Genomic DNA, 22,079 nt, shown 5'->3' with positions numbered 1-22,079 from the left:
CTCGCTCGCGCATCGGATGACGACGACGGAATGCGGATCACGATCGGTGCAGATGTATGGGAAGGTCGATGCCACCCCACTCCACACCCAGGAGGACGAACGACATGCAGCACACCGGCAGACCCCTCGACGACAGCCACACCGACCCCACCGAAGACGCCATTCTCTGGAGCCTTGAGTTCGGAGTCGACTACTCCCCCGACGCCGCATCGGACGGCCGAGCGCTCAGGTCGTAGGCCGACGGATCGAACACTCTCCCCCGTCGTCAGCCCTAAGTCGCACCAGCGTGCTCGCGAGAAGCGTCGCTCGTCTCAGTGGGTGCGGATGTGCTCGGCCGACGCGGCCTCGAGGAACTCGCAGACCTCGGCGGCGAGGGCGAGTTCGTCGGCGAGCCCTCTGAGCTCGACGGCGGTGAGCGACACCTCGGAGTCGCGCCGCGTGAAGGTGGTCGCCCAACGCGGGTCGCCCGGGGCGAGCGGCGCCATGTAGACGTCGATCGGCACGTACCGCAGTCGCACCACGACGAGGCCGGTGTCACCCTCGTCGAAGCCGTTCTGCACGATCACCTCGATGGCGCCCGTGATGTCGTGCCCCTGACCCTCGAACTCCCGCAACCAGAGTTCGAGGGTGGCTCTGCTTCGAAACGGCATGGATCCTGTTCCTCTCGACACGGCGCCCACCACGGCCGCCGGAGCACGACCCTATCCGTTGCACGCTCCATCCACAGGGCGTTGACATCATCCGTTCCACGCGCCATACCCGCCCCGCTCCGCCACCCGCCTCAGTACCGCGCCGACGCGGGGCGCGGCGTGCTGTAATGGGTCGAAGGCTCGCGGATGCGGGCGAGGGATGCGGAGGGAACCGCCAGAATGTCGTACACCGTCGACTTCACCACTGTCTCCACCACCGGGCTCGAGTCGTCGCCGGTGGCCGACGCGCTCGCCGGGCTTCGGGCGAACGAGGCGCGCTACTTCAAGAACAAGTACGACCACACCTTCGTGGTGCACCCGGCGGCCGAGGCGCCCGACACGGTGGCGTGGGTCACCGACATCCTGAAGAGCGAACGCGACATCGTCATCGAGTCGCCGGTGCTCGAGGCGACGGAGTTCGAGGTGGCGGGCATCCGCATGGCCTACCTGTTCTACGAGAGCGGCCTGTCGATCAACGTCATGTACACCCTCGATGACGCCGGAAAGCGCGCTGTCGGCTTCAAGCTCTCCGACGGCATGGAGGTTCCCGCCGAACTCGCCGAGCGCTTCAAGTTCGCCCGCCAGAAGTCGAAGCTCGCCGGCACCATCCGCGGCTCCTACTTCACCATCAAGAGCGAGCACTGACCCGCGCCGCCCTCCACCCTGCGGGCAGCCGAACGGCACCTGCGACGGAGGCGGAGGGCACGGTGGGGTTCCTAGCGTCGAGGTATGACGCATCCGACGGGAGCCCGGCTCAGCATCGACCTCGACGCCGTGGCGCAGAACACGCGGCTGTTCCGCGAGCGGTCGGCGGGGCTCCTCATCGCCGTCGTGAAGGCCGACGGCTACGGCCACGGGGCCGTCGCCGTGGCCCGGGCGGCGCTCGCCGCGGGGGCGGGGATGCTCGGAGTCGCCCGCCTCGACGAGGCCTTCGCCCTGCGTGAGGCCGGCATCACGGCTCCCCTGCTCAGCTGGCTCAACGAGCCCGACCCCGAGCTCTTCCAGCACGCGGTCGACCAGCAGATCGATCTCGCGGTGCCGGGTCTGCGCCAGCTCGAGCTCGCCGCGGCGACCCGCGGCCTGGCGCGGGTGCACCTGCACCTCGACACGGGGCTCGCCCGCGACGGTGTCGCCCCGGTCGACCTGGTGAACCTCTGCGTCGCAGCGCGCGCGGCCGAGCTGCGCGGCGACGTGCGCGTCGTCGGCCTCATGGGCCACCTCAGCGAAGCGGATGCTCCGCTCGCCCCCAGCAACACCCTGGGCCGGGCATTGTTCGAGTGGGGTGCCGACATCGCCGCGCACAGCGGCCTCCGGCCGACCCTGCTGCACCTCGCCGCCACTTCGGCCGTGCTCACCTTGCCCTCGACCCGGTTCACCGCCGCGCGGGTGGGCGCGGGACTCGTGGGCATCGACCTCTCCCGCACCACGCGTCTGCGGCAGCCGATGACCCTCACCGCACCGCTCGTGGGAATCCGCGACGTGCCCGCCAACACCCCCGTCGGCTACGGGCAGGAATGGCGGAGCGAGCGGCCCACGCGACTCGGGCTGGTCGGCCTCGGCTACGCCGACGGACTCCCCCGGGCCGCTTCGGGCAGCGCCGAGGTGCTCGTGCGCGGCCGCCGGGCGCCCGTGGTGGGCCGCATCTCGATGGATCAGTTCGTCGTCGACCTGGGCGACTCCCCGCGCACGGGAACGAGCGTCGGCGCCACGGCGGCGGTCGGCGACACCGTCACTGTCTTCGGCCCAGGCGACGGCGGCGACGGCGGAGCCAGCGGCAGCGGCGGCGAACCGACCCTGCGCGACTGGGCCACCTGGTCGGACACCATCGAGCACGAGCTCGTCACCCGCCTCGGCTCCCGGCTGCGACGCGACGTCGTGCACGGCCGACCCGCGCCGCGCGGGCCCGCCGCCGGCTCCCCCGGCGGGCCGCCCCGGACCCCCGTCGTCGAGACCGGCCCGATCGGAGCCGCCTCATGAGCCGCCTCCGCGTCGCCGTGGTCGGCGGCGGCCGCAACGCCGAGCACGAGGTCTCCCTCGCGTCGGCGGCGGCCGTCGTCGCCGCCCTCGACCCCGACCGCTACCGCCCGGTGCCTCTCACCATCGGCCGAGACGGATGCTGGTACGACCCCACAGACCACCGCGCCTCCGCGCCGATCGGCTTCCCCGCGGCGCTCGACCTGCTGCAGCGCGTCGACGTCGTCATCCCCGCCGTGCACGGCCGCCACGGTGAAGACGGTTCACTCGCCGCGCTCTGCGAGCTGGTCGGCGTGCCGTATGCCGGATCGGGGGTGGCGGCCGGCGCCGTGGGCCTCGACAAGCACGCCACGAAGCTGCTCGCCGCAGCGGCCGGGGTCGCGACGGCCCCCGGCGAGGTGCTGGAGCGTACGACCGCCGAGTCGCGCATCCGGAGCTTCGACGGCGGGCCCGTGGTGGTGAAGCCGGTGTCGGCGGGTTCTAGCGTGGGCGTCTCGGCCGCCGCCACCGCGCAGGAATTCGCCTCGGCGCTCACCACCGCCTTCGCCGTCGACGAGCGCGTGCTGATCGAGCCGTACGTGAGCGCGCGCGAGATCGACGTCGCCGTGCTGAGGCGCGCCGACGGCCAGGTGATCATCCCGCCGCCGCTCGAGATCGTGGTCGACGGCGTGTTCGACTACGAGACGAAGTACGGCGGCGAGGCGCGGTTCATCGTTCCGGCGCCGCTCGAGAACGGCGAGCAGGCAGCGCTCGAGCGCGCCGCCCTGCTCGCCTACGACGCGATCGGCTGCGCCGGCATCGCGCGGCTCGACTTCTTCGTGACCCCCGACGGGGTGCTGCTCAACGAGATCAACACCACGCCCGGGTTCACCCCTCACTCGCAGGTGCCGCGCATGTTCGCCGCCGCCGGTGTCGGCTACCCCGCGCTCGTCGACCTGGTGATCACTGAGGCGCTCGCCTCGCACCCGGCGGTGAGCAATGCCGGACGGAGATAATGTGACGATGAGAGTGCAGCCGAGCCACCTCGCCCGGGCTCCCGAACTGCTCGTGGCGGTCGGGGTGCTCGTCGTCGGCGGCATCGAGGCGGTGTCGACGAACCTCTCGGGCTACGGCTCGGGACCCGCGCTTGTGCAGGCGGTGGCGGTGCTGGGAACCGCGACGGCCGTCGCGGCGATGCGCCGCGCCCCGTGGCTGTCGTTCGGCGTGCTCTGGGCCCTGCTCATCCTGCAGGCGGCGACCACGACCGACGTGCTGCTGGTGCAGATCGCCGTGGTCGGCGTGGCCTTCGGCATCGCCCGCTGGGGGTCGACGGTGCTGCTCTGGGTGTCGGGCATCTCCATCCCGATCGCCGCCGTCATCTCGTTCCTCTACATCAACTCCCTCGCCTACACGCTCTGGCAGACGCGCATCGCCCGCAACCTCATCGTGCCGCTCGTCGATGCGGGCATCGCCTGGCCGGTGTTCGTGCTGCCGCTCATCCTGAGCGTGCTCGCGCTGCCCTGGCTCGCGGGCCTGGTCACGCGCTACTGGGGTGCCGCCCGTCGCTCGCAGCGGTCGCAGGCCGAGGCGGAGAGCGCCGCGGCGCGGGCCGCGGTCGAGCGCGAGCGCATGGCCGAGATCGCGACCCTGCGCGAGAACCAGGCGCGGCTCGCCCGAGACGTGCACGACGTGGTGGGGCACTCGCTCACCGTCATCCTCGCCCAGGCCGAGTCGGCGCAGTTCCTCGACGACTCGAAGCCGGAGGCGCTGAAGGCCACGATGGCCACGATCGCGCGGTCGGCGCGATCCTCCCTTCAGGAGGTGCGCGCCGTGCTCTCCTCGCCCGACGGCACGACGGGCCATCCGACCGATCTCGACGCGCTCATCTCGTCCACCCGCGAGAGCGGGCTGTCGATCGTGGTGGCCGACACGGGGGTGGTGCGCCCGCTCCCGCCTGAGCTCGCGACCGTCGCGTTCCGGGTGCTGCAGGAGATGCTCACCAACGCGCTGAAGCACGGGCGCCGCGACTCCGTGGTGGCGGTGCACCGCGAGTGGGGCGACCTGCTGCGGCTCACGGTCACCAACCAGCCAGGCGACGCGCCGGCACCCGGCGACGCCGGCCACCCGGGAGGCGAGGGCCTGCCCGGCATGCGCCGCAGGGTCGAGTCGGTCGGTGGGTCGCTGCTGGTGTCGACCGGGGTCGACGGGTCGTTCGTCGTCACCGCCGTGCTGCCGCTGCGCGCGGGCGCCCCCTATCCGGCGGTGCGGGTGTGAGCGCGCCGATCCGTGTGCTCCTCGTCGACGACCAGGAGCTGTTCCGAGAAGGGATGCGCGTCATCGTCGACGCACAGGACGGCCTCGAGGTGGTCGGCACCGCCGGCGACGGGTTCGAGGCGGTCGAGCGCGTTACCGCGCTCGAGCCCGACGTGGTGCTGATGGACATCCGGATGCCCGAACTCGACGGCGTGGAGGCGACGCGTCGCATCTTCCTCCCCGAGGCCACGGCGGCACGCTCGACGCCGGTGCGGGTTCTCGTGCTCACCACCTTCGATCTCGACGACCGCGCAGCGACCGCGATCCGGCACGGGGCGAGCGGCTTCCTGGTGAAGGATGCGACCCCTGCGATGCTGATCGACGCCATCCGCACCGTGCACGCCGGCAATGCGGTGCTGGCCCCTCAGGCGCTGTCGACGCTGCTGGTGAGCGGGTTCCGGGAGTCGGCTCCCCCACCGCCCGAGTTCGACACGCTCACCGACAAGGAGCGGGAGGTGTTCGACGCGGTCGCCCGCGGCGCGTCGAACAGCGAGGTGGCGGCGCGCCTGTACACCAGCGAGTCGACGGTGAAGACGCACGTGGGAGCGGTGCTGCGCAAGCTCGGACTGCGCGACCGGGTGCAGCTCGTGGTGTTCGCGCACCGGCACGAGCTGGTCTAGCCGGGTCCCCCGCTCGCCGGCCCTCGAGGTGGAGGCGGCCGGGACCTCGGTCGGGTGGGTCGGCACCTCGTGCCGATCCCCGCGGGCGGCCCGGTGGCGAGGCTGGAAGGGACCGAAAGGATCCCCATGTTCCCGCTCCATCCCCGTTCTTCCAGCCGACCCGCCCGGCGCACCGCGCTTGCGGCGGTCGCCCTCGGTGTCGCGGTGCTGCTGGCCTCCTGTAGTGGCACGGTGACCGCGGGGCCGGGGCCCGCATCCGCTCCCCTGGTCGAGGCGCAGCCGGGGCAGGGCGTCGCCGACGGCGAGCTCGGGGCCGACGACGGGGTGGTGCCGTTCGGCGAGTCGGTGTCGCTCGGCGACGACGTCGCGGCCATGACCGGGCTGGCGCCCGAACTGCGCGACGCGCTCGAGCGTGCCGAGGCCGCCGCCCTGGCCGACCGCGGGCTGCAGTTCACCTTCGTCGACGGCTGGCGGAGTCTCCGTTACCAGCAGGAACTGTTCCGCCTCGCCGTGCAGAAGTACGGCAGCGAGTCTGAGGCCGCACGCTGGGTGAAGCGCGGCGACGACTCGAAGCACGTGACGGGCGAGGCGGTCGATCTCGAGACCGCCGACGCGATGGACTGGCTCAACCGCTTCGGCGGCGAGTTCGGCCTCTGCCAGGTGTATACGAACGAGCCCTGGCACTTCGAGCTGATCGCAGACGCGGCGGGCGAGTGTCCGATGCAGCTGACGGACGGCAGCGCGGGCTGAGACGGGCGCAGAGACCGATGTCTCACCGACCGGCGCGGGGGTGGATGCGGCGGGGGGTGGATCGACCGCCGGGTCAGTTCGCCGAGGGGTCGGCGTCCAGGGGCTGCACGACGACGTGGGAGTGGCCGGAGGGGCCGCCGTGCTGCTCGACGTAGCGCTTGAAGCCGCGGAGGGCCGTGCGCAGGGCGTGGGTGTCGGCCTTCAGCAGCGCGGCGCTGCGTTCGGCCGGGCCGTCGGGGGTCCACTCGAGGGTGACGGTGACGGTGGTGCGGTCGTCGGCGTCTTCGGTGAAGTCGGCGCCGGCGGTATGGGCGGGTTCGCCCGTGATGCTGCGCCAGGAGACGCGTCGTTCGGGCGCCTGTTCGACGATCTCGATGTCGAACTCGCGCTCGATACCTGCGAGCGAGAGGGTCCAGTGGCTGTAGAGCTCCGCCGTGACGGAGACCTCACGCACTGCCAGCACGAACCGCGGGAACGCCTCGACGTCGAGCCATTGCTGGTAGACGGCGGCGATCGGCGCGTGGATCGTCTCGGAGTGCTGTGCGCGTGCCATGTGGAACCCTCTCGCCCGTCGGTCAGACGCGGCGGTTTCCGGTGAGCAGTCGCACCAGGAAGACGATCACCGCCAGCACGAGCAGGATGAGCCCCACCCAGAGCAGGAAGTTCAGCGAGGAGACGAAACCTCCCGTGAACAGGAGGACGATCGCGATGACCGCGATGATGATGAGCAGGATGTTCATGGTGCATCTCCTTTATTGATACGACGGCCTCGGGGGCCGCCCTGCCGCCTGGTGGGCGGAAGTCCTATTTCTTGCCGTTGCCGTTGCCGTTGCCGTTGTTGTTGCCGGGGCCGCTGTTGCCGTTCCCGTTGCCGCCACCGTTCCCGTTGCCGTTGTTGTTGCCCGGGCCCTTGTTCTCGTTCGCGCCGCCATCGCCGGCACCAGGCCCGGTGTCTCCGGAGTCGACGGGCGCGTCGACCACCGGCTGGGTGTCTTCGGGCACGACGACCTCGGCGGGGGTGTCGTCGGCAGGGGCGTCTTCGACGACGGGTTCCGTGTCGGCCGGCTGCACGTCATCGACGGGCACGACCGCGTCCGGCTGCTGTGCGGGCTCGGTCCCCTCCACCTGTGCGGGGGCCGAGGGCGCCGACGACGCCCCCAGAGCCGCGAGCGAGACGCCCACCACCGCCAGGAACACCAGCGCCGAGGCGGCGAGGGTCATCGTCACCCAGCGCTTGCGACCCTTGGGCGCAGTCTCCGACACGTGGGTCGACGGCACCGCCGTGGGTTCCGGCGCAGGCACCGCCGCGACCGGTTCGACGCGCGCGATCGGCTGGTGCGCCGTCGGATCGGCGAGCACCATCGTCGCGTCGAGGTCGATCGCCCCGGTCGCGGTCGGGTCGCTCTCCACCCCGCTCATGAGTTCGCCCGCAGCGACCACCACGTCGAGCGCCGACGGGCGTGCAGAGGGCTCGCGCGCCGTCATCGCCGACAGCAGCGACTTCCACCCGTAGCCGAGCGACCCGGGAACCACCGGGTCCCGGCTCAGCCGCGCCAGGGCGGTCTCGTGGGTCGCCGTCTGCGGGAAGGCGCGCTCTCCGGTCAGCGCTTCGAGCAGCACCAGCCCGAGCGAGTACACGTCGGATGCGGGGGTCGCCGCAGCCCCGCGCACCTGCTCGGGGCTGAGGTACGCCGCGGTACCGATGAGGGTGCCGGGGGCGGTGAGCCGCGTGGCGTCGACGAGCAGGGCGATGCCGAAGTCGGCGAGCTTCGCCCGGTACTCCTCCCCCGGCAGGTGGGAGGGCCGCAGCAGCACGTTCGACGGCTTGATGTCGCGATGCACGATGCCGGACTGGTGCACGACGTGCAGGGCCTCGGCCAGGTCGCGCGCCATGGTGGCGGCCTCCTTGCGGCCGAGCGCACCGCGCTCGAGACGCTGGCGCAGCGTCGGGCCCTCGACGCACTCCATCACGAGGTAGTGCGGTCGGTCACCCGCCATCTGCGCGTCGTACAGCGTCACGAGCGCCGCGTGGTTGAGCGAGGCGAGGAAGCGCATCTCGGTGGTGGTGCGCGCGTCTTCGACCGCCGACTCGCGGAAGACCTTCACGGCGACGGTGCGGCCGAGCGTCTCGTCGCGGGCGCGATACACCACGCCCATCCCTCCCGACCCGATGCGCGAGTCGAGGAGGTAGCGGCCGTCGAGCAGCTCGCCGGTGGTCGGGGAGCTCTCGGGAAGAGCGATCGACACCGATCAGACCAAGGGGCCGTCGGACTCGCGGGTGCTGCGGGTCACCTGCTCGCCGCTCGCGGGGTCGACCGCCGAACGCGTGGTGGCCACCGACTGGCGGCGGCGGAACACCATCACGAGGCTGATGAGGAAGACGACGACGCCGGCGGCCATCAGGATGTACCCGATGAGGGCGAGATTGACGACGCCGCCCAGATCGACATTGACCGCGAACGCCAGGATGGCGCCGATCACGAAGAGAGCGATTCCGGTTCCGATACCCATGGGGTGCTCCTCAAACTCGGGTTGGTCGCGGCGAGAGCTTCGCCGCGGTGACCGCCGGCTGACAATCCGCTGAAGACCGTCGACCTCGTCTGGTCGGTCGAGATCCTGCCTACCATGATTGAGTCAAGAGCGATTGAGCGAATTTTTCGGAGGGGTCCGATGCCCGCGGAGTTGAAGAGACGTGCCGCGGTGTTCGCCGCCCTCGCGGAGCCGAACCGCCTGCGCATCGTCGACCTGCTCACCCTCGGCGACCTGTCGTCGTCGGAGATCGAGCTCCTCCTGAAGCTACGCTCGAACCTCGTCGCCCACCACCTCAAGGTGCTGGAGAAGGCGGCTATCGTCACGCGCATCCGCTCGGAGTTCGATCGGCGCCGCAGTTACATCACGCTGCACGACGAGGTCTTCGACACCCTCATGCCGAGCGATATCGATGCGCCCGGCCGAGTCGTGTTCGTGTGCACCGCGAACTCCGCGCGCTCGCAGCTGGCCGAGGCCATCTGGCGCGACACCAGCCCCATCCCGGCGGTCTCGGCGGGAGTTCTTCCTAGCGACTCGGTGAACCCGGGGGCGGTGGCCGTCGCCGCGCGTCACGGTGTGCGCATCGACGAGGGCAAGCGGCCGCAGCACGTCGACGAGGTGCTCGACCCCCACGACTTCGTGGTGACCGTGTGCGACAGCGCCCACGAGCAGCTGGTGGGTCGCGACGACCTGCACTGGTCGATCCCCGACCCCGCCACCGCCGGCACCCCGGAGGCGTTCGACAGCGCCTTCGCGACGATCGCCCGCCGCGTGCGCGGTCTGTCGGCACGCATCCGCCCCCTGTCGGAGCGCGGCGCCGTCCCGACCGGCTGAGCGACGCTATTCGCGCGAGCTGAGCAGGATGCCGGCGCCGTCGAGGCGCTCGTGAACGGCTCGAGCGGTGGCCCGGTACTTCTTGTCGAGGTGGGCGAGTGCGACCTCGCCATGGCCCGTGCCGCTCACGCCGTAGAGCGTCGGGCGCTTGAGCTCGACCTCGACGCCGCCGCCGGTCTGGGTGAACGTCACGGTCAGGATGACCGGCTCGTCGGCGTTCGTGAACATCTTCTGCAGGAAGCTCGGTTCGGTGCCGAGGGTGGCGTGCCACTCGCCGGCCGAGCGCTTCTCGACCACGTACTGCTCGCTCGTCAGCACCTCGTCGACCGCCTGCTGTGCGCCGTCGATCGGGCCCGAGACTTCGTAGACCCACCTGAACATGCCGGTCATGCCGCCTCCCTTCCTCCGCCGCGCTCAATCTAGCGGCTCCACCCCCGCTTCCCGAGGCTCGAGACCGCGACCACGGGGTTTCGCCCAGCGGAGCGCTGCTCGGCACCGCGGGGCGCCGCCGGGCGCGGTCGGCTCCGCTCACCGCAGCACCCCTCAACAGGGGGCAGAGGGCGGGGCCGGGTCGTTGGAATACTCGGATCGGGCGCCGCCGGTCGGGCACGCCGACCCGCAGCACACAAGGAGTGACCGTGAACGGCGCCGTTCGAGCCCCCTCACCGAGCATCCGTTCGATCGGGAGGGTGCTCGCGTCGACAGCGGTCACCGCGCTCCTCGTCGGCGGCGGTCTCGTGACGGCGCTTCCGGCTGCGGCAGCGGTCACGGCGCCGGTGCCGTCGGGGGTGTACCTCTCGTCGCCGTGGGTGGAGCCGGGCGGCCGGGTGCCGCTGGCCTTCGTGGGCGACGGCACGTGCCCGACGCCGGGCGATGCCGCCTTCGTGAGCGAGACCGGAACCACCCCGCTCGAGCGGAGCGGTTTCGGTGAGGGGTACTGGGTGTATCACGACTACGCCTTCGTCGACCGCGACCAGAACCCGCTGCCGATCGGTCAGGACGGCCCGGTCAGCGGCACTCTCACCGTCGACTGCGGGGAGACCACGGTCGCCCTCCCCCTCACGGTGAGCCCGACCCCACCCCCGACGATCTACCACAGCCCCACCGCGTGGACCTGGTACACCCCGGGCAGTGCCGCCCTCGGCAGCGAGGTGGTGGTGAACGCGCTCGGATTCGCACCGGGTGAGACGGTCACGGTGAGCCTCGTGAATGCGACCCGTTATCGCGGCGACGGCGACGTCTCCGCCGTGGCTGCGGCACCGGTGGCCGTCACCGCCGACGGCGAGGGCGCCATCACCGCCGAGGTCGCGCTCCCCGACGGCTGGGCGACCACCGACGTGGTCGACCTCGTCGCCGCCGGGGCGGAGAGCGGCTACCTGCTCGTCTCGGGCGAGGGCGAGCCGATCAACGGCATCGCAGCGCTCGAGCTCGACACCGACGGTCTCGCGGTGCCGGGAGGCTCGCTCGCCGTCTCGGCGTCAGGCTTCGAGGCGGGTGAGACGGTCACCGTGGCCCTGCACTCGGCGTCGGCTCCGGCTCGCGCACTCGGCACCCTCACCGCCGATGCGGGTGGCACCGTGTCGGGCCGGGTCGCCGTTCCGGCCGACGCCGCGCTCGGCAGCTCCCGGGTGTGGGCCGGCGCGTCGAGCGTCGGCTACCTGCTGCTCACGACCGAGCTCATCGTCGGCGAATCCGAGCGCATCGCCGCGCCCGACCGCTACTCGAGCGCCGTCGACATCGCCCGCGCCGCCTTCCCCGGCACCGCCGACGTCGTCTACGTCGCCACCGGGGCGAGCTATCCGGATGCTCTCGGGGCCGGCGCGGCGGCTGCCGAAGCCGGCGGTCCGCTGCTGCTCACCGCACCGAACGAGCTCCCGGCTGCGGTGAAGCAGGCGATCACCGAGCTGTCGCCCGAGCGCATCGTCGTGGTGGGTGGCCCGAACTCGGTCTCGGAGAGCGTCCTGAAGCAGCTTCGCACGCTCGCGCCGAGCGTGGAGCGACGAAGCGGAGCCGACCGCTACGCCTCCTCGCGAGCGATCGTCGAGACCGCCTTCGACTCCGCGAGCACCGCGTTCATTGCCACGGGCGCGACCTTCCCCGACGCGCTCAGCGCGACGAGTGCCGCGGCGAGCGAGGGCGCACCGGTGCTGCTCATCCCGGGCACCGCATCCGCCGTCGACGCCGAGACGCTGGCGCTGCTCGATCGGCTCGGGGTCACCCGGGTCGCTATCACCGGGGGGCCGAACTCGGTCTCGGCGGCGATCGAGTCGCAGCTGAAGGCCGAGTACGGCGCGTCGAAGGTGAGCCGCCTCGGCGGCGCCGACCGCTACGCCGCCTCGGCCACGGTCAACCTCGCGGCGTTCGACTCCGCGAGCGAGGCGTTCCTCGCCACGGGCGTGAACTTCCCCGACGCCCTCGCGGGGGGTGTGCTCGCGGCGACGAAGTCGGCGCCGCTCCTCGTCGTGCCCGGCGACTGCGTTCCGTCGACGACGATCGACGCGCTGCACGGGTGGGGCGTCACGAAGGTCACGCTGCTCGGCGGACCGGCGAGCCTCTCCCCGGCCGTGGAGACGCTCCACCGCTGCCCCTGAGCACCGGCACCGGCGCCGCCAGCAGCGGGCTGTTCGAAAACGCAAACGTCGCGCCGACCTCCGCCTGGACGGGCGCGGTCGGCGCGACGTTTGCGTTTTCGAACCGAGCCGCCCGCGCGGTGCCCCTCGGCTCGCGCGCCTACGGCGGCTACCGCCCGCTCAACTCACGAACTGGGCGAGCTGGAGCAGGTTGCCGCAGCCGTCGTCGAGCACCGCGACGATGACCGGGCCCATGGCCGTGGGCGGCTGGGTGAAGGTGACTCCGAGGCCCACCAGGCGCTCGTACTCGGCCTGCACGTCGTCGACGCCGAGCTGCAGGAAGGGGATGCCGTCGGCCGCCAGCGCCTCGGTGAACGGGCCGACCGCGGGGTGCCCCTTCGGCTCGAGCGAGAGCTGGGTGCCGCCCGGCAGCTCGGGGTCGACGACGGTGAGCCAGCGGTGCTCCCCCAGGGGCACGTCGGCCGCCACCGCGAAGCCGAGACGCTCGGTGTAGAACTCGACGGCGCGCTGCTGGTCGTCGACGAAGACGCTCACGGTCTGGAGTTTCATGACTGCTTCTCTCTGCTCTCTCGCACCGGCCAGCGCTCGGCGATCTGCGCGAGCGGTGCGGTGTCGATGGTGTGGAAGGTGTACTTGCCCCGGCGCTCCCGGTGCACCAGCCCCGCGGACTCGAGCACCTCGAGGTGCTGCGAGACGGCCTGGCGGCTGGGTGAGATGCCGTGGCTCATGGCCAGCCGGGAGCACAGCTCGAACAGCGTCTGCTCGTCGTGGAGCAGCAGTTCGTCGAGCAGCGCGCGCCGAGTTTCGTCGGCGAGAGCCTTGAACACGTCGGCCACGAGCCCACTATAGGCAAGTATCGACTTGCCTATCAAGAGTCGCCCGCCATGATGGCCCCGTCGACGCCCGGGTGCGTCGAGAGTGTCCGCGCGCGCGTACGGCCGCGCGCGCCGGTTGTCCAGCCCCTCGGCGGCGGGCGGGTGCGCGCCTACGGTCGCGAGCGACGCGGCCCGAACGCGGGTCGCGCACAACGGAGGCTCATCGTGACATCCCAGACGGATGCGCGGGCCGGCGAGACGAAGCTCAAGCGTCGCATCACCGGTCCGCTCCTGTTCCTGTTCATCCTCGGCGACGTGCTCGGCGCCGGCATCTACGCGCTGATGGGGGTGCTGGCCGGAGAGGTCGGCGGGGCGCTGTGGGCTCCGCTGCTGCTGGCCCTGCTCCTGGCGCTCCTCACCGCCGGGTCGTACGCCGAGCTCGTCACGAAGTACCCCAAGGCGGGCGGAGCGGCCGTGTTCGCGCAGCGGGCCTTCAAGCCGCCGATCATCTCGTTCCTCGTCGGCTTCTGCATGCTCGCCGCCGGGGTGGTGAGCGCCGCAGGGCTCGCCCTGGCCTTCACCGGGGAGTACCTGCAGACCTTCCTGCCGGTTCCGCCGATCCCGGCGGCCATGGTCTTCCTCGTGCTGGTCGCCGCGCTCAACGCCCGCGGCATCAGCGAGTCGGTCAAGAGCAACGTGGTGATGACCGTCATCGAGGTCTCCGGCCTCGTGATCGTCGTCGTCGCCGTGGCGGCCATGCTGGGCGGCGGCGGGGGCGACGTCTCACGGGTGACCGAGTTCCCCGCCGATTCGTCCCCCGCCCTGGCGGTGCTCGGCGGAGCGATCATCGCCTACTACTCCTTCGTGGGCTTCGAGACCTCGGCCAACGTCGCCGAGGAGGTGCGCGACCCCTCGCGGGTGTACCCGCGCGCCCTGCTGGGGGCGCTCGTCACGGCGGGTGCGGTGTATGTGCTGGTGGGTCTCGCATCCGCCATCGCCCTGCCCGCCGAGGACCTCACCGAGTCCTCGGGGCCGTTGCTCGCGGTGGTCGCGGCCACCGGATTCCCGGTGCCCGACTGGCTGTTCAGCCTCATCGCGCTCGTGGCGGTGGCGAACGGCGCGCTGCTCACCATGATCATGACGAGCCGCGTGACCTACGGCATGGCGGAGCAGGGACTGCTGCCGCCGGTGCTGTCGAGGGTGCTGCCGAAGCGGCGCACACCGTGGGTGGCCATCGTCGCCACCACCGTCATCGCGATGCTGCTCACGCTCGTCGGCGATCTCGAGACCCTCGCCTCGGCGGTCGTGCTGCTGCTGCTGTTCGTGTTCATCAGCACGAACGTGGCGGTGCTCGTGCTGCGCAGGCAGCGGGTCGAGCACGAGCACTTCAGGGTGTGGACCTGGGTTCCCGTGCTCGGCGTACTCTCGTGCATCCTGCTGCTCACCCAGCAGGAGCCGCTCGTCTGGGCGTTCGGCGGCGCCTTCGTCGTGCTGGGCGTGGTGCTCTACCTCGTGCGCCGCGCCACCTCGTCGAAGACGGATGCGCCCACCCGGGGTTCGTCGACGCGTTAGCAGCCGCGCCACGGGCGGGCCAAGCGGGCCGGGCGTGCGCAGCGCCCGGCCCCTGCCCGGCTCAGAGGATGGGCGTGCCGCCGGTGACGGCGATGCGGGCGCCCGAGACGTAGCTGGCCTCGTCGGAGGCGAGCATGACGTAGACGGGCGCGAGCTCGGCGGGCTGGCCCGGGCGGCCGAGCGGCGACTGCGAGCCGAAGCTCTCGACCTTGTCGGGCTCCATGGTCGCCGGGATGAGCGGCGTCCAGATCGGCCCCGGCGCCACGCTGTTCGCCCGGATGCCCCGCTCCGCCAGCATCTGCGCGAGCGACGCGCTGATGCTCGCCACCGCCGCCTTGGTCGCGGCGTACGGGAGCAGGTTCGGCGACGGCTTGTCCGACTGCACCGAGGTCGAGCCGATGATCGATCCGCCCGCCGGGATGTGCGGCAGCGCCGCCTTCACCAGATGGAAGTAGGCGCTCACGTTCACCGCCCACGTGTAGTCCCATTCCTCGTCGGGGATGTCTTCGATCGTCGGCCGATCCATCTGGAACGCCGCGTTGTTGACGAGCACGTCGATGCGCCCGAACTCCGCCACCGTCTGCTCGACGATCGACCGGCAGTGCGCCGGGTCGGCTATGTCACCGGGGATGCTCAGGACCTTCCGGCCCGCCGCCTCCACGAGTGCGCAGGTCTCGGCCGCATCCTCGTGCTCGGAGAGGTAGGAGATGGCCACGTCGGCTCCTTCGCGCGCGTAGGCGATCGCGACCGCCTTGCCGATGCCGCTGTCGCCGCCCGTGATGAGTGCGACCTTGCCGGCGAGTCTGCCGCTGCCGACGTAGCTGTCCTCCCCGTGGTCGGGCTTCTGCTCGAGCTCCTGCTCGGAACCGGGCGGGGTCTGCTGCTCTGCTTCTGGCATGTCTGTCCTCCATCGGGGTGTCTCTTCGCACCCTACGGACGCACCGCCCGTCGGCACGGGGGTTGACAGCCCTCCGGCACCGCCGCCGGGCGTCGACCGCGCCGGGCGGCCAGAATGGAGGCATGAAGATCCTCCTCCCCGACACCACCGACCTCAGCGCCCTCAAGATCGGGGAGTCCGACACCGCGGTCGTCTACGACCCCTCGGTCGCCATCCCTGCCGAGCACCGCGACGCCGAGGTGCTGGTGGCCTGGCGCAACACGGCCGATAACCTCGCCGACGCCGCCCGTCACCTCGGCGACCTGAAGCTCGTGCAGACGTTGGCCGCGGGCCCGGATGCGGTGCTCGCCGCCGGCTTCTCCCCCGACGTCGTGGTCACCTCGGGCCGCTCCCTGCACGACGAGACGGTCGCCGAGCACACCCTCGCGCTGGTGCTCGCTCTGGTGCGACGCCTCGACCTGATGCGGGATGCGCAGCGCGACGCTGTCTGGGACGAGGAGTTCCTCGAGGCTCAGCGCGACCCCGCGACCGAGCACCTCTACACGCTGGCCGGCGCCCACGTCTGCATCTGGGGCTTCGGCTCCATCGCCCGCACGCTGGCCCCGATGTTCGAGCTGCTGGGCGCGCAGGTCACCGGCGTCGCGTCGAGCGCGGGAACCCGTTTCGGCTACGAGGTGGTCGACGACGCGGGGCTCCACGCCCACCTCGCCGGCGTCGACGTGCTCATCTCGCTGCTGCCGGCGACGCCTCAGACCGAGAAGGCCTTCGGCGCGCCGCTCCTCGACGCGATGAAGCCCGGCGCCGTGTTCGTGAACGTCGGCCGTGGGGCCACCGTCGACGAGCAGGCCCTCGTCGACGCCCTCACCTCGGGCCGTCTGCGCGCCGCCGCCCTCGACGTGATGCAGCAGGAGCCGCTGCCCGCCGACTCGCCCCTGTGGTCGACGCCGAACCTCCTGCTCACCCCGCACGCGGCGGGCAACCGCCCCCGTGGCGCCGCCGCCCTGATCGCCCGCAACCTCGAGGCCCTCCGAGCCGGCGGCCCCCTCGAGAACGTCGTCGACCGCACCTGAGAACCGCGCGGGCCGCGGGCCGCGGGCTCGGTCCACCGACCGCGGGCACGGGGCTTGGGCCGCGGGCTCCAACCCTGGCCGGGTGCCGCGGTCGGTCGCCCGCCGCGCCGGCCACCGCCGCTCCCCCGCTCAGCGGTCGGTGCCCGGCACCACCGGCCCGGCGTCCCGCGTGCCCACGATCTCCGACTCGGGCAGCGCCTCGGCGAGCCGCTCCAGCTCCGCCTCGGTGAGCTCGAGTGCCGCAGCCGCCGCGTTCTCCTCGAGCCGCGCCCGGCGACGGGTGCCGGGGATCGGCACCGCCCCGTGGGCCCTCACCCACGCCAGGGCGACCTGCGCCGCGGTCGCGCCGCGCTCCGCCGCCACGGCCGCGACCCGGTCGGCGAGCGCCGCGTTCGCCGCGATCGCCTCGCCCTGGAACCTCGGGAGGCCGAACCGCGCATCCGTCGCATCGAGGTCTGACGCCGAGCGGATGCTCCCCGTGAGCAGCCCGCGCCCGAGCGGCGAGAAGGCCACCAGCCCGATGCCCAGCTCGTCCATCACGGCCTTCTCGCCGTTGTGCAGCACGTCGCGCGAGAACAGCGAGAACTCCGACTGCACGGCGGCGAGCGGATGCACGGCGTGCGCCCGCCTGATGGTCGCCTCCGACGCCTCCGACAGGCCGATGTGCCGCACCTTGCCCTCGGCGACGAGCTCCGACATCGCCCCGACGCTCTCCTCGATGGGCACCTTAGGGTCGACCCGGTGCAGGTAGTAGAGGTCGATCACGTCGGTGCCGAGGTGCCGCAGCGACCGCTCGGCGGCCCGCTTGATGTAGGCCGGGGTGCCGTTGCGGCCGTGCACGGTGCCGTCGTCGTCGGTCTCGCTCGACGCCTTCGTGGCGAGCACCACCTCGTCGCGGCGGTCACCGAGGGCTCTCGCGATGAGCTTCTCGTTCTCGAACGGCCCGTACGCCTCCGCGGTGTCGAGGAAGGTCACGCCGAGATCGACGGCGCGCCGCAGGGTCGCGGTCGACTCCTGCTCGTCGCTCGCCCCGTAGAACGCGCTCATGCCCATCGCTCCGAGCCCGATGGCCGAGACCCGAAGGCCGTCGCCGAGCGCGGTGCGGGGGAAGTCGGCGAGGCGGTAGGCGGCGATCTTGGAGTCGAGCGCGGCGAGATGCGCGCGGGTGCGCTCGAGGGCGGCGAGAACCTCCTCGCGATGGCGCTCGAGAACCACCAGTCGCGCCGGCTCCGTGCCGGAGCTCCGGCTGAGTTCGGCCATGCGCCGCACCTCGGCGATCCCCATGCCGGTCTCCCGCAGCATGATGAGCCCGGCGATCCAGTCGAGGTCGGAGGCGCCGTACCGCCGCCGGCCGCCGGGGTCGCGCGGCGCGGGGTCGAGCAGCAGGCCCTCGCGCTCGTAATAGCGGAGGGTGTCGATGCTGAGGCCGGTGAGGCGGGCGACCTCGCCGATGGAGAGGCCGGATGCGGGCACGTCGATGTCGAAGGTGGGCAGCGGGATGATCGTCATGCCCCCATCGTGCAAGCTGGAGCGCACTCCAGGTCAAGGCCCTTCGGGTGCTGTGAGTTCGATGTCAAGGCCTTGGAGGGCATCCGGGTGCCGCGTTGGCTCGAGAGCACGAAGAGATCAGATCGACAGTGAGGATCAAGCAGATGGCCCAGATCATCGAGAGCATCGACGTCGCCGTTCCCGTGACGGTGGCGTACGACCAGTGGACCCAGTTCGAGAGCTTCCCGAAGTTCCTCGACGAGGTGGAGTCGATCACCCAGCAGGACGACACGCACACGCACTGGAAGGTCAAGGTCGGCGGTGTGGAGCGCGAGTTCGACGCCGAGATCACCGAGCAGCACCCCGACGAGCGCGTCGCCTGGACCAGCCGCGGCGGCGACACCGAGCACGCGGGCGTGGTCACCTTCCACAAGCTCGACGACACCACCTCGCGGGTGACCGTTCAGCTCGACTGGGAGCCGGAGGGCTTCCTCGAGAAGGCGGGCTCGCTGCTCGGTGCCGGCACGCACGCCGTGAAGAAGGACCTCAGGAACTTCAAGGAGTTCATCGAGAGCCGCGGCGACGCGACGGGTGCGTGGCGCGGCGACGTCGAGGCCTGAGTCAGTCGCCCTCGGGGGTGTAGCCGTGTCGCACGGCGAGCTCCTCGAGGGCGGCTTTCGACGTCACGCCGAGCTTGCGGTAGGCGTTGCGCAGCTGCGTCTTGACCGTGTTGCGCGACACGAACAGCTCGGCGGCGGCGTCGTCGAGCGATGCCGAGCCGATGACGCTGCGCACCACCGCCAGTTCGCGTGGCGTGAGTTCGAGGAACGGATCGGCCCCCGGGCCCGCGACGTCGGCGCTCAGGGCTGAGAAGACGGTCTCGGGCAGGCGGGCATCGGTCTGCTCGAGCAGCTCGGTCAGGTCGTCGATCGGAACAACCGTGAGCGACAGGTACAGACGGTGCTGGTTGGCGAGCTTGATCGCCATGCGCAGCTGCTTGGCCGCCGATTCCGGGTCGCCCAGACGGTGCGCCGCCACGGCCGCCACGCCGAGCGCGCCGATGAGCAGCCGGGGCGAGGTCGTGGAGATGCCGACGAGCGCCGTGGCCCGCCGTCTCGCCTGAGCCGCGTCACCCGCGACCAGCAGCGCCGCCGCCCGCCACAGCCGGATCTGGCGGGCTCCGAAGTCGTCGGCGCCGCGACCGTCGATGTCGAGCGACTCGAGCGCCTCCCGCGAGGCGGCCCAGTTGTCGAGCCGGCCGAGCAGCACCGACCGCGCTATCGCCACGAGCGGTGCCCACGCTCCCGTCGTCGTCGCCTGGTGGGGCAGCGTGGCGGCCGAGGAGTCGATCTGCGTGAGCAGCACGAGGCAGCGCGCCGGGTCGTCTTCGACGAGCGCCGCCAGGTATTTCTGCGCCGGCCACCGCTCCGGCACGCCCGTGAGGTCGACGGCGGCGAGCTCCCGCCTGGCGTCGTCGAGCCTCAGCTCGTCGAGCAGCAGGTGCACGCGTGCGAAGCGGGCGGTGACGGATGCGCGGTTCTCCCACCACTCCGAGCCGACGTCGGGAAGGCGGTCGAGCCAGTTCCTGGCCTGGATGTTGCGGCCCGCGAGAGCGTGGATCCAGGCCAGTGCCCCGGCGGTCGACGCGATCGCGATGGTGTGCTCGACGGCCACGGCGGCGTCGTAGCTCTCGGTGTACTCGCGGGTGGCCCGATCGGTGTCACCGTCGTACTCCCAGGCCATCGCCCACTGGAAGACGATCTCGGGCAGCGCCTGCTGCAGGGTGGCGCGGGTGTCGTCGTCGGCCTCGTCGACCAGCAGGCGAGCCTCGGCGGCGGCCGCCGTCGCCTCCGTGTAGCGACCGCGCGCCCGCCGCTCGGCGACCTTGCTGGTGAGCTGCGCGAGCACGTCGAGGAGGCTCTGCGGCTCGGGGGTCGGCGAGGTGCCGCGGAAGATGGTGGTGGGCGTCTGCCCGTTCGAGACGTACCGGCTCACGTAGTTCGCCGCGAGCGCCCAGCGCGGGTGCGCCTCGAGAACGGGTGCGGGCAGGGCGCTCACGGCACGCTTGACCGCATTCGGGTCGTCGGAGAGCAGCTCGGCCCAGCGCTCGTCGAGCGCGGCGACCACCTCGTCCCAGGCGGAGCGGTCGACGAGGTCGTCGAGCTCGGTCTGCGCCCCCGCGCCGCCGCCCCCAGCCGATCCAGTCATGTCCGGGAGAATCTAGCGCCGGATCGCCTGTCCCGACCCCGATTCCGGCAGCACTCACCCGCCGCCTCACCCGCCGCCCTGCGCGGGAGGTTCGCTGTCGTCGAGGGAGGCGGCTCGTCGCACGGCACGGAGCAGGAGAGGCGCGGCGACCCAGATCACCACGATAAAGGCGAGCACGCCGACCGCGGCCCAGACGGCGACGTCGGGCGAGGCCACGAAGTCGAACACGAACAACACGATGCCGATGAACAGCAGCGAGGCGACGGCGAGACAGGCGAGCAGGATGACGTTCGACGCCTGCACCAGCTGCTTCTTCGCCTTGCGCCGGAACAGGAGCCGGTGCAGCACGACGGGCGCCAGGGCCAGCAGCGTGAGACAGGTGGCCATGACGACGAGGGTGAGGTAGAGCCCGCGGTCGAAGGCGGTGAGCTCCGTGAAGCGCTGCTGGAAGGGAAGGGTGAGCAGGAAGCCAGCGAGGATCTGGGTGCCCGTCTGGAGCACCCGGAACTCCTGCAGCAGCTCCGACCAGTTGCGGTCGTAGCGCTCGTTGGGCGTCTCGTCCCTGCCGTCGCCCGGCACCGCATCCTGTTCCTCGCGCCCGTCGCCCATGGTTCCCGACCGTCCTTCCCGTCGTGCTCTTGCGACCGTACTCCCGGGCGACCGCCCCGGGCACAGGGGTGGCGCCGACGACCGCTAGCGTGGTGGGATGGCGACAGTGGTGCGGTGGTGGGACGCCCGGCAGGTGCCGATCTACCTCGCCGCCCTGGCCGCAGGCGCGGTCGCCGGGCTGCTCGCGCCCGGGGCGTCGGTTCCGCTCGGTGCCGCGATCACGCCGCTGCTCGCCCTCCTCCTGTTCGCGACCTTCCTCGCGGTGCCGCTGGGCGAGCTCGGGCGAGCGGTGCGCGACGTGCGGTTCCTGCTGACGGTCGTCGCCGTGAACTTCGTCGCCGTGCCGCTCGTGGTCGTGCCGCTGTCGCGTGCGGTCGCCGACGACTCCGGGCTGCTCATCGGCCTCCTGCTGGTGCTGCTCACGCCCTGCGTCGACTACGTCATCGTCTTCACCGGGCTCGCGGGCGGCGCGAGAGCGCGCCTGCTCGCCGCCACTCCCCTGCTCATGCTGCTGCAGATCGTGCTCCTGCCGCTGTACCTCCTCCTGTTCGCGGGGCCCGAGGCGGTGGGCGTCATCGAGCACGGACCCTTCGTCGAGGCGTTCCTGGTGCTGGTCGCCGCCCCGCTCGCCGCGGCGGCACTCGTGCAGGCCGCGACGAGGAGACGCTCCGCGCCGCGGGTCGCGCGAGCGGGGGCGGCGATCGAGGGTGGCGCCGCCGCGGCCATGGTGCCGCTCATGGCGCTCGTGCTCGCCGTGGTCGTCGCCTCGCAGCTCGCCGAGGTGGGGCGGAACGCCGCCGCCCTCGTGCGACTCGTTCCGCTCTACGCCGCCTTCCTCGTGCTGATGCTCGGCGTCGGGCTGCTGGTCTCACGCGGGGCCGGGCTCGACCAGCCGGGCCGGCGCGCAGTCGTGTTCAGCGGGGCCACCCGCAACTCGCTGGTGGTGCTGCCGCTCGCACTGGCCCTCCCCGCGGAGCTCGGCCTCGCCCCGCTCGCCGTCGTGACGCAGACGCTGGTCGAGCTCGTGGGCATGGTCGTCTTCGTGCGGCTGGTGCCCGCGCTCCTGCCGACGCGCGAGGGCCGGGGCGGCGAGGGCAGCACCCGGGTGACCCCCGCATCCGGCTGATATCCTGACGGCTC

At 71.9% G+C, this 22,079-nt stretch carries 25 protein-coding genes; 13 read left to right on the top strand and 12 right to left on the bottom strand.

Annotated features, from left to right (window positions below):
• The first annotated feature begins 104 nt into the window (after positions 1 to 104).
• Entirely contained in the window at positions 105 to 236 is a 132-nt protein-coding gene (locus tag HL652_RS21905) for a hypothetical protein (protein WP_256371297.1), read from the top strand.
• A gap of 75 nt (positions 237 to 311) precedes the next feature.
• On the opposite strand, the gene HL652_RS07270 is transcribed toward HL652_RS21905, so the two are convergent.
• Entirely contained in the window at positions 312 to 650 is a 339-nt protein-coding gene (locus HL652_RS07270; protein ID WP_171704712.1) for a hypothetical protein, read from the bottom strand.
• Positions 651 to 869: 219 nt separating this feature from the next.
• On the opposite strand from HL652_RS07270, the gene HL652_RS07265 reads away from it, so the two are divergent.
• From HL652_RS07265 to HL652_RS07240, 6 genes are all read left to right on the top strand, one after another.
• Positions 870 to 1,334 (top strand): phage tail protein, encoded by a 465-nt coding sequence (locus HL652_RS07265; RefSeq protein WP_171704711.1) that lies wholly within the window; start codon positions 870 to 872, stop codon positions 1,332 to 1,334.
• A gap of 84 nt (positions 1,335 to 1,418) precedes the next feature.
• A complete protein-coding gene (gene alr, locus HL652_RS07260) occupies positions 1,419 to 2,666 on the top strand; it encodes an alanine racemase (RefSeq protein ID WP_171704710.1) in 1,248 nt (415 codons plus the stop codon).
• Positions 2,663 to 3,658, top strand: coding sequence for a D-alanine--D-alanine ligase (locus HL652_RS07255; RefSeq protein ID WP_171704709.1), 996 nt, complete (start codon positions 2,663 to 2,665; stop codon positions 3,656 to 3,658). The genes alr and HL652_RS07255 overlap by 4 nt, the downstream gene beginning before the upstream one ends.
• A 7-nt stretch (positions 3,659 to 3,665) precedes the next feature.
• Entirely contained in the window at positions 3,666 to 4,916 is a 1,251-nt protein-coding gene (locus HL652_RS07250; RefSeq protein WP_171704708.1) for a sensor histidine kinase, read from the top strand.
• A gap of 53 nt (positions 4,917 to 4,969) precedes the next feature.
• Positions 4,970 to 5,575: a response regulator gene (locus HL652_RS07245; protein ID WP_253743839.1), complete on the top strand. Its 606-nt coding sequence runs from the start codon at positions 4,970 to 4,972 to the stop codon at positions 5,573 to 5,575.
• Positions 5,576 to 5,701: 126 nt separating this feature from the next.
• Complete coding sequence (locus HL652_RS07240) at positions 5,702 to 6,325, top strand: D-alanyl-D-alanine carboxypeptidase family protein (protein ID WP_171704706.1); 624 nt, start codon at positions 5,702 to 5,704, stop codon at positions 6,323 to 6,325.
• 73 nt (positions 6,326 to 6,398) lie between these two features.
• Here HL652_RS07240 and HL652_RS07235 read toward each other — a convergent pair whose 3' ends face one another.
• The 4 genes from HL652_RS07235 to HL652_RS07220 form a co-directional block, all read right to left on the bottom strand.
• The gene (locus tag HL652_RS07235; protein WP_171704705.1) at positions 6,399 to 6,878 is read right to left on the bottom strand and encodes an SRPBCC family protein; all 480 of its coding nucleotides are present in this window, start codon (positions 6,876 to 6,878) and stop codon (positions 6,399 to 6,401) included.
• A 22-nt stretch (positions 6,879 to 6,900) separates the two neighbouring features.
• A complete protein-coding gene (locus tag HL652_RS07230; protein ID WP_171704704.1) occupies positions 6,901 to 7,065 on the bottom strand; it encodes a hypothetical protein in 165 nt (54 codons plus the stop codon).
• Positions 7,066 to 7,129: 64 nt separating this feature from the next.
• Positions 7,130 to 8,572, bottom strand: a complete 1,443-nt coding sequence (locus HL652_RS21480) for a serine/threonine-protein kinase (protein WP_253743709.1) — start codon at positions 8,570 to 8,572, stop codon at positions 7,130 to 7,132.
• Between the two features lie 3 nt (positions 8,573 to 8,575).
• Complete coding sequence (locus tag HL652_RS07220; RefSeq protein ID WP_171704703.1) at positions 8,576 to 8,836, bottom strand: DUF6458 family protein; 261 nt, start codon at positions 8,834 to 8,836, stop codon at positions 8,576 to 8,578.
• 159 nt (positions 8,837 to 8,995) lie between these two features.
• On the opposite strand from HL652_RS07220, the gene HL652_RS07215 reads away from it, so the two are divergent.
• On the top strand, positions 8,996 to 9,688 hold the full coding sequence (locus HL652_RS07215) for an arsenate reductase/protein-tyrosine-phosphatase family protein (protein WP_171704702.1): 693 nt from the start codon (positions 8,996 to 8,998) through the stop codon (positions 9,686 to 9,688).
• A gap of 6 nt (positions 9,689 to 9,694) precedes the next feature.
• Here the strand turns inward: HL652_RS07215 and HL652_RS07210 are convergent, their stop codons facing one another.
• Positions 9,695 to 10,078, bottom strand: a complete 384-nt coding sequence (locus HL652_RS07210) for a hypothetical protein (protein WP_171704701.1) — start codon at positions 10,076 to 10,078, stop codon at positions 9,695 to 9,697.
• A gap of 248 nt (positions 10,079 to 10,326) precedes the next feature.
• Between HL652_RS07210 and HL652_RS07205 the strand changes: the two genes are divergently transcribed.
• Positions 10,327 to 12,279 (top strand): cell wall-binding repeat-containing protein, encoded by a 1,953-nt coding sequence (locus tag HL652_RS07205; protein ID WP_171704700.1) that lies wholly within the window; start codon positions 10,327 to 10,329, stop codon positions 12,277 to 12,279.
• Between the two features lie 159 nt (positions 12,280 to 12,438).
• Here the strand turns inward: HL652_RS07205 and HL652_RS07200 are convergent, their stop codons facing one another.
• Both HL652_RS07200 and HL652_RS07195 read right to left on the bottom strand, forming a co-directional pair.
• Positions 12,439 to 12,828: a VOC family protein gene (locus tag HL652_RS07200; protein WP_171704699.1), complete on the bottom strand. Its 390-nt coding sequence runs from the start codon at positions 12,826 to 12,828 to the stop codon at positions 12,439 to 12,441.
• The gene (locus tag HL652_RS07195; protein WP_171704698.1) at positions 12,825 to 13,115 is read right to left on the bottom strand and encodes an ArsR/SmtB family transcription factor; all 291 of its coding nucleotides are present in this window, start codon (positions 13,113 to 13,115) and stop codon (positions 12,825 to 12,827) included. The genes HL652_RS07200 and HL652_RS07195 overlap by 4 nt, the downstream gene beginning before the upstream one ends.
• A 204-nt stretch (positions 13,116 to 13,319) precedes the next feature.
• On the opposite strand from HL652_RS07195, the gene HL652_RS07190 reads away from it, so the two are divergent.
• Entirely contained in the window at positions 13,320 to 14,666 is a 1,347-nt protein-coding gene (locus HL652_RS07190; protein WP_253743707.1) for an APC family permease, read from the top strand.
• A 61-nt stretch (positions 14,667 to 14,727) separates the two neighbouring features.
• On the opposite strand, the gene HL652_RS07185 is transcribed toward HL652_RS07190, so the two are convergent.
• Entirely contained in the window at positions 14,728 to 15,564 is an 837-nt protein-coding gene (locus tag HL652_RS07185) for an SDR family oxidoreductase (RefSeq protein WP_171704697.1), read from the bottom strand.
• A gap of 122 nt (positions 15,565 to 15,686) precedes the next feature.
• On the opposite strand from HL652_RS07185, the gene HL652_RS07180 reads away from it, so the two are divergent.
• Positions 15,687 to 16,634, top strand: a complete 948-nt coding sequence (locus tag HL652_RS07180) for an NAD(P)-dependent oxidoreductase (protein ID WP_171704696.1) — start codon at positions 15,687 to 15,689, stop codon at positions 16,632 to 16,634.
• 129 nt (positions 16,635 to 16,763) lie between these two features.
• On the opposite strand, the gene HL652_RS07175 is transcribed toward HL652_RS07180, so the two are convergent.
• Positions 16,764 to 18,143, bottom strand: coding sequence for an aldo/keto reductase (locus HL652_RS07175; protein ID WP_171704695.1), 1,380 nt, complete (start codon positions 18,141 to 18,143; stop codon positions 16,764 to 16,766).
• A 143-nt stretch (positions 18,144 to 18,286) separates the two neighbouring features.
• On the opposite strand from HL652_RS07175, the gene HL652_RS07170 reads away from it, so the two are divergent.
• Positions 18,287 to 18,742, top strand: coding sequence for an SRPBCC family protein (locus tag HL652_RS07170; RefSeq protein WP_171704694.1), 456 nt, complete (start codon positions 18,287 to 18,289; stop codon positions 18,740 to 18,742).
• 1 nt (position 18,743) lies between these two features.
• Here the strand turns inward: HL652_RS07170 and HL652_RS07165 are convergent, their stop codons facing one another.
• Together HL652_RS07165 and HL652_RS07160 are read right to left on the bottom strand one after the other, a co-directional pair.
• Positions 18,744 to 20,330, bottom strand: a complete 1,587-nt coding sequence (locus HL652_RS07165; RefSeq protein WP_171704693.1) for a response regulator transcription factor — start codon at positions 20,328 to 20,330, stop codon at positions 18,744 to 18,746.
• Between the two features lie 66 nt (positions 20,331 to 20,396).
• Entirely contained in the window at positions 20,397 to 20,939 is a 543-nt protein-coding gene (locus tag HL652_RS07160) for a DUF6328 family protein (protein WP_171704692.1), read from the bottom strand.
• Positions 20,940 to 21,036: 97 nt separating this feature from the next.
• Between HL652_RS07160 and HL652_RS07155 the strand changes: the two genes are divergently transcribed.
• A complete protein-coding gene (locus HL652_RS07155) occupies positions 21,037 to 22,065 on the top strand; it encodes a bile acid:sodium symporter (RefSeq protein WP_171704691.1) in 1,029 nt (342 codons plus the stop codon).
• The last annotated feature ends 14 nt before the right edge of the window (positions 22,066 to 22,079 follow it).

Source organism: Herbiconiux sp. SALV-R1 (genome assembly GCF_013113715.1).
GTDB lineage: Bacteria > Actinomycetota > Actinomycetes > Actinomycetales > Microbacteriaceae > Herbiconiux.
This window is presented reverse-complemented; position numbering and strand designations above follow the sequence as displayed.